Origin of the sequence: Wolbachia endosymbiont of Drosophila leontia (assembly GCF_028981785.1) — a bacterium.
In the GTDB taxonomy this organism is placed as follows: domain Bacteria; phylum Pseudomonadota; class Alphaproteobacteria; order Rickettsiales; family Anaplasmataceae; genus Wolbachia; species Wolbachia pipientis.
The window spans coordinates 1-5,337 of record NZ_JAPQLK010000185.1 but is presented as its reverse complement, the minus strand read 5'-3'; the positions used below and the strand labels follow the sequence as shown (position 1 = coordinate 5,337).

Annotated in this window: 5 protein-coding genes; all 5 read right to left on the bottom strand. The window is 35.9% G+C overall.

Annotation, left to right across the window (positions count from 1 at the left end):
* Positions 1–6 precede the first annotated feature (6 nt).
* Genes OZD63_RS06080 through dnaE form a run of 5 tightly spaced genes read right to left on the bottom strand, consistent with a single transcriptional unit; the run spans position 7 to position 5,139 of the window.
* Complete coding sequence (locus tag OZD63_RS06080) at positions 7–144, bottom strand: hypothetical protein (RefSeq protein WP_275008385.1); 138 nt, start codon at positions 142–144, stop codon at positions 7–9.
* Between the two features lie 6 nt (positions 145–150).
* Positions 151–705, bottom strand: a complete 555-nt coding sequence (gene rplI, locus OZD63_RS06075) for a 50S ribosomal protein L9 (protein WP_275008384.1) — start codon at positions 703–705, stop codon at positions 151–153.
* Positions 706–712: 7 nt separating this feature from the next.
* Entirely contained in the window at positions 713–988 is a 276-nt protein-coding gene (gene rpsR / locus OZD63_RS06070; protein WP_007548890.1) for a 30S ribosomal protein S18, read from the bottom strand.
* On the bottom strand, positions 988–1,761 hold the full coding sequence (locus OZD63_RS06065; RefSeq protein ID WP_275008383.1) for a 30S ribosomal protein S6: 774 nt from the start codon (positions 1,759–1,761) through the stop codon (positions 988–990). The genes rpsR and OZD63_RS06065 overlap by 1 nt, the downstream gene beginning before the upstream one ends.
* A gap of 48 nt (positions 1,762–1,809) precedes the next feature.
* Positions 1,810–5,139, bottom strand: coding sequence for a DNA polymerase III subunit alpha (gene dnaE / locus OZD63_RS06060; protein ID WP_275008386.1), 3,330 nt, complete (start codon positions 5,137–5,139; stop codon positions 1,810–1,812).
* Positions 5,140–5,337: the final 198 nt, after the last annotated feature.

The window sequence follows — 5,337 nt, the reverse complement described above, 5'->3', positions numbered from 1 at the left end:
AGATGGCTATTTTATAATGAATTTTGTCAGCAGCCACCAGATTTTTTCAGTTGCTATGCAACAAAGCCATCCCAGTGTCACGCACTGGGATGACACCAGCCTAGCCATGGCAGACATTTCTTTACGACTATAACAAGGGATCATCTTTGATCAGCTATCATCACCATCAGTAGCTTCTTTATTCGCATCTTGCTCTGCCTCTTGTTGCTCAGACTTCTGATTTTGCAATTTTACTTGCCTTAGCTCATTTGCATCTGTTTCGGATTTTACGACGTATATAGTAATTGGTACTACTACTTCACTATGTAATTCTACGTTTACTTGGTATTCACCCAAGTTTTTGATGCTTACTCCACCAAAAGATAAACTACGGTGATCTATCACATGTCCTTCTTGTAGTAAAATTTTCGCAATTTCACGTGTTGCCACAGAACCAAAAATTTTACCATCCTCTGAAGCTTGCTTTATCAATACCACAAACTTATCATGTAGTGACAATGCAAGCTCTTTTGCTACATTTAATCTTTTTATATTCTCTTCTTCCAGTAATAAACGTTGCTCCTCTAGCTTCGTTAAATTTTCCTTGGTAGCTTTCACCGCTTTTCTTTGTGGAAAAAGAAAATTACGTGCATAACCTGGTTTAACTTTGACAACTTCACCAAGCTTACCTAAAGTCCTTATATTTTCCTTTAAAATTATCAACATAAATTACCTAAACTTTTTTAGTACAGTAAGGAATAAGAGCTAAAAAACGTGCCCTTATGATCGCTAAGCGTAACTTCCTTTGTTTTTTTGCACATACGCCTGTTAATCTTCTAGGTAATATCCTACCATAGTCAGAGGTAAACTTGGATAATAAATCTATATTCTTATAATCTATGTCTTCATCTTTAGACGCAGCAAGAGGGCAAACTTTAGAACGCCTAAAGCCAGTCCTATTATTTACAGATACGTAAGAATTATTAAAACTATTTCGTCTCTTCATCATTATGCGCTTTGCTCCTCAATTTGTTTATTCATCATATGAGATTTACCTTCAAAAATTTTATCAACCTGCACAGGAAAGTGGCGAACAACGTTCTCATTAAGTTTCATTCTACGCATAAATTCATCCAGAATGCTTGCAGTAGAACTTATGCACATTATACAATAATGACCGCTCTTCATTTTATTTTTGTGATATGCAAAATCCAAAAGACCCCAATGTTCACACTTGATTAATCCTGATGCTTCAATGTTTTTCAAAAGCATTTCCAACGCTTTGCTCGATTGAGTTGGACCGTTTATTCTAAAATCTTTCAAAATATCTTGAAAAATCTTTATTAGATGTTCTGAAATATTTCTCTTCAAAGCATTTACTGCGTTATGGATAAACGCACCTTTAGTACTGCCTCCTAGAAATTTTGTAAAATCTTGCGTTATTCCTAAATCTTTTAGGTCATCTTTCAACTCTTTATCGATTTTTGACTTCACTTCTTTCAAATTTGAAAGATCTTCTTCTAATTCAACCCATAAAATTTTTGTAAGATCTTCCAAGAAATCAGAGTAAGCAACTAGACTTTCTTTAATCTCCTCAGCACGCACTTCTAACTCTTGTTTTGTAAGCTTGTCATTTCCTTTTTTCAGAATATCCCTGATTCGCTGGAACATAATATCTGCTTTAATATTTTTCAATGAAACAGCTAGCTCTTGGACCATCTCCTCTACTTCTTGCTGTAACAATCCTTGTTGTGCTATAAAAGTAAATTCATAAAGATTCACTATATCTTCCTTTAATACCGATTAAACATTTCATTATATAAAGCTTTTTTATATAAGCAAGTTATTTGTATTAATTTCTACGCCTTTAATCCAGCTTAAATTAGATATTTCATAAATTACTTGAGGAGCAATTGAGTATGCACCTGGTAATAAGATGCTCACTTTATGTTTTTCGAGAAGAAGTTTTAGCATTATTTTGGTTCTGCCTTCATCTTTCAATATTGTGTTTAATTCCATAGCGGCTTTTTGCGAATCCGTGCACTCAGTGGTGAGAACTAATTCTTTTATTGTAGAAGTGATTCTTTTTGTAAACTCAGATATATCTTTGCCTGCCAATCTTGTTGTATTTTCCGAAGCTTCAAGATCAATTATCACAAATGTTCCTGGTGAAAATAAATCTCTTTTTTCTTCTATTATTTCATTATTATAGAATGCTATTTCAGAAACGTTATGGGGATCAGAAAGTGTGAGGATAACAAACCTTCCACGCTCTGAAGTTCTCATACGTGCATTTAATATTACCCCAGCAGTTTTTGCTGTTCTATTTTCTCCGATAAACCCAATATTTAACTTTTCCAGAAGAGTTCTAAATTTTTCAAGCGGATGATTAGTTAAATAAAATCCTAGTGAAAATAACTCATGTTCTAATTTTTCCTCTTCATCAAAATCTTCCACATTCTCAAGTTTCGGTTTGAGGACATCAAGACTACCAAACAAAGCAGCTTGACTTGATTCTCTATCCTGTTTGTTTTTATTTGCAAAGTAAATCAGCGTGTCCATTGACTCATATAGCTGCTTTCTGTTCTTATGCACGCTATCGAATGCTCCGGATTTAATCAGGCTTTCTAGCGCTCTCTTATTTATTATATGACCTGAATTTTGAATGAATTCCCATATGTCCTTACAAGCGCTTGAACGTACGTTCACTATTCCTTCCGCTATAGAAAAACCAACATTCCTCAAGGCAGCAATACCATAACGTATGCGTTCATCCTCTATTGAGAATTCAGCTTGAGACTTGTTTATATCAGGTGAAAGAACGGTAACGCCACTAAACTTTGCTGCATGATAAAATAAATTCAGTTTATCTCTATCATCAATATTCAGATTCATTAGTGCTGTAAAAAATTCTAATGGATAATTAGTTTTAAGGTAAGCCGTTTGATAAGATATAACCGCATATGCTGCAGCATGAGATTTATTGAACCCATAACCAGCAAATTTTGCAACAAGGTCAAAGATATAACTTGCCCTGTCATAATCAACGCCATTCTTCGTTGCCCCTTGGATGAAAAGTTCACGTTGTTTATCCATCTCTTCCTTAATTTTCTTACCCATGGCACGTCTTAGCAGATCTGCTTCCGCTAAGCTATACCCGGAAAGAATACGGGCTATTTCCATCACTTGTTCTTGGTAAATTATTACCCCAAATGTTTCTTTTAACACTCCTTCAAGTAACGGATGAATATAATCTGGCTTCTCAAGTCCATGCTTTCTTGCAACGTAAGTTGGAATGTTATCCATAGGTCCTGGACGATAAAGGGAAATTAAAGCGATAATATCCTCAATACAGTCCGGTTTTAGTTTAATTAAAGCTTCTCTCATTCCCGAACTTTCAAGCTGAAACACTCCAATTGAATCACCGCTTGAGAGTATCTCATAGGTTTTTTGGTCATTCAAAGGAACTGAAGAAATATCAATCTTTTTTCCATCACGATTAATTAAACGACACACATGATCTATTAGCGTTAGCGTACCAAGTCCAAGAAAATCAAATTTTATTAGCCCAGCTTTCTCCACATATTTCATGCTGTATTGAGTGATTGGCAGAGCCGAATTTGGATCGTAGTACGCAGGAACAAAATTTTCCAACTTTTGATCACATATTACAATTCCAGCAGCATGAGTTGAAACGTGACGATATATTCCTTCAAGCTTAAGAGATATATCAAGAAGCTTTGCAATTACCTCATCACTATCCCGCTCTTTCTGCAGGTTTTGATCAAGCTCTATCGCTTGTGATAAAGTTACAGGATTTACTGGATTAAATGGAACCATTTTAGATATTTTATCCACTTGAGAGTAAGGCATTTGCAATACTCTACCAACATCACGCAATACTGCCCTTGCCTGCAATTTACCAAAAGTGATTATTTGAGCAACATAACCGTACTTTTTCTGAACATAATCAATAACCAGGTCCCTTTTCTCTTGGCAGAAATCGATATCAAAGTCAGGCATCGATACACGATCAGGATTCAAAAATCTTTCAAATATTAGGCCAAACTTTATTGGATCAAGGTCTGTAATCTGCAAGCCCCAAGCAACAATTGATCCAGCACCAGAGCCTCTTCCTGGACCAACTGGAATGCCATTTGCTTTGCTCCAACGAATAAAATCAGAAACTATCAAAAAGTAGCCAGCGTAGTTCATCGAAGTTATCACACTCAGTTCGTAATTCAGCCGATCGTAGTATTGTTTAAGGTCTATGTCTGTCTCATTCGCAATACGGAATTCTAATCCTGCAACTGCCTGCTCCCTCAGTTCTTCATTCTCAGTTTTATTTTCTCGACAAGGAAATTTAGGCAAAATAGGCTGCCTGCTTCTTGGCATGTAAGAGCACCGCTTAGCTATCACTAAAGTGTTATGAATTGCTTCGGGAATGTCGCTGAACAGCTCCTCCATTTCTGCCACAGACTTGAAGTAATGCTCGGTAGTTAACTTCTTTCTGTTATTCTCCAGGGCATAACTCCCCTCCGATATACACGTTAATATATCATAAGCCTCATAGTCAGACCTATTTGGAAAAAACACATCGTTCGTTGCAACTAGTGGTATATTGCGCTGATAAGCAAAGTCTATCAAAGCTTCTTCAAGCTCTAGCTCTTTATTCAACCCATGACGCTGCAATTCAACATATAAATGACCATTGAATGCTGAAAGCAGTTTTTCAACCGTTTCTTTATCTTGCCCCAACAATAGTTGAGCCAAACATCCACCGGTTAAAGCGATCAGACCCGTACTTAAATTCAATAGCTCATCAAAATCAACGTAAGGAATATCACTGTTATTCTTGCGCTTTCTAAAAGACTCACTCACCAAAGTGACTAAATTAGTGTACCCTTGCTCATTTTTTGCAAGCAATAATATAGGTAAATTTTGTTCTGAATGTTTAACTATAATATTGCATCCTATTATTAGCTGTATTCCCCTACTTGCCGCATATTCTGCAAACTCAAGTGAACCAAATAAATTACCTGAATCAGTAATTGCAACCGCTGGCATTTTATTTCGCAAACAAAGGCCGATCAGCTCCTCAATTTTAACCGAGCTTTCAAGCAGCGAATAAACACTATGAACACGTAAGTGTATGAACATAAGAAACTTTAGATCAACAAAAAAGGATAACATTAATTTACTCATGAGAACATAATTTTCATGAGAACAAAAGCCTATAAAATTCTAAAATTAAAATACAAAAACCTACTTGACAAACTCCGCCAGCTCCCTTATCACGATAGCGAAGCTATTGTATTTGCTTTCGCCAATCTGCAGATTAAAAGGTAAGGATTACTT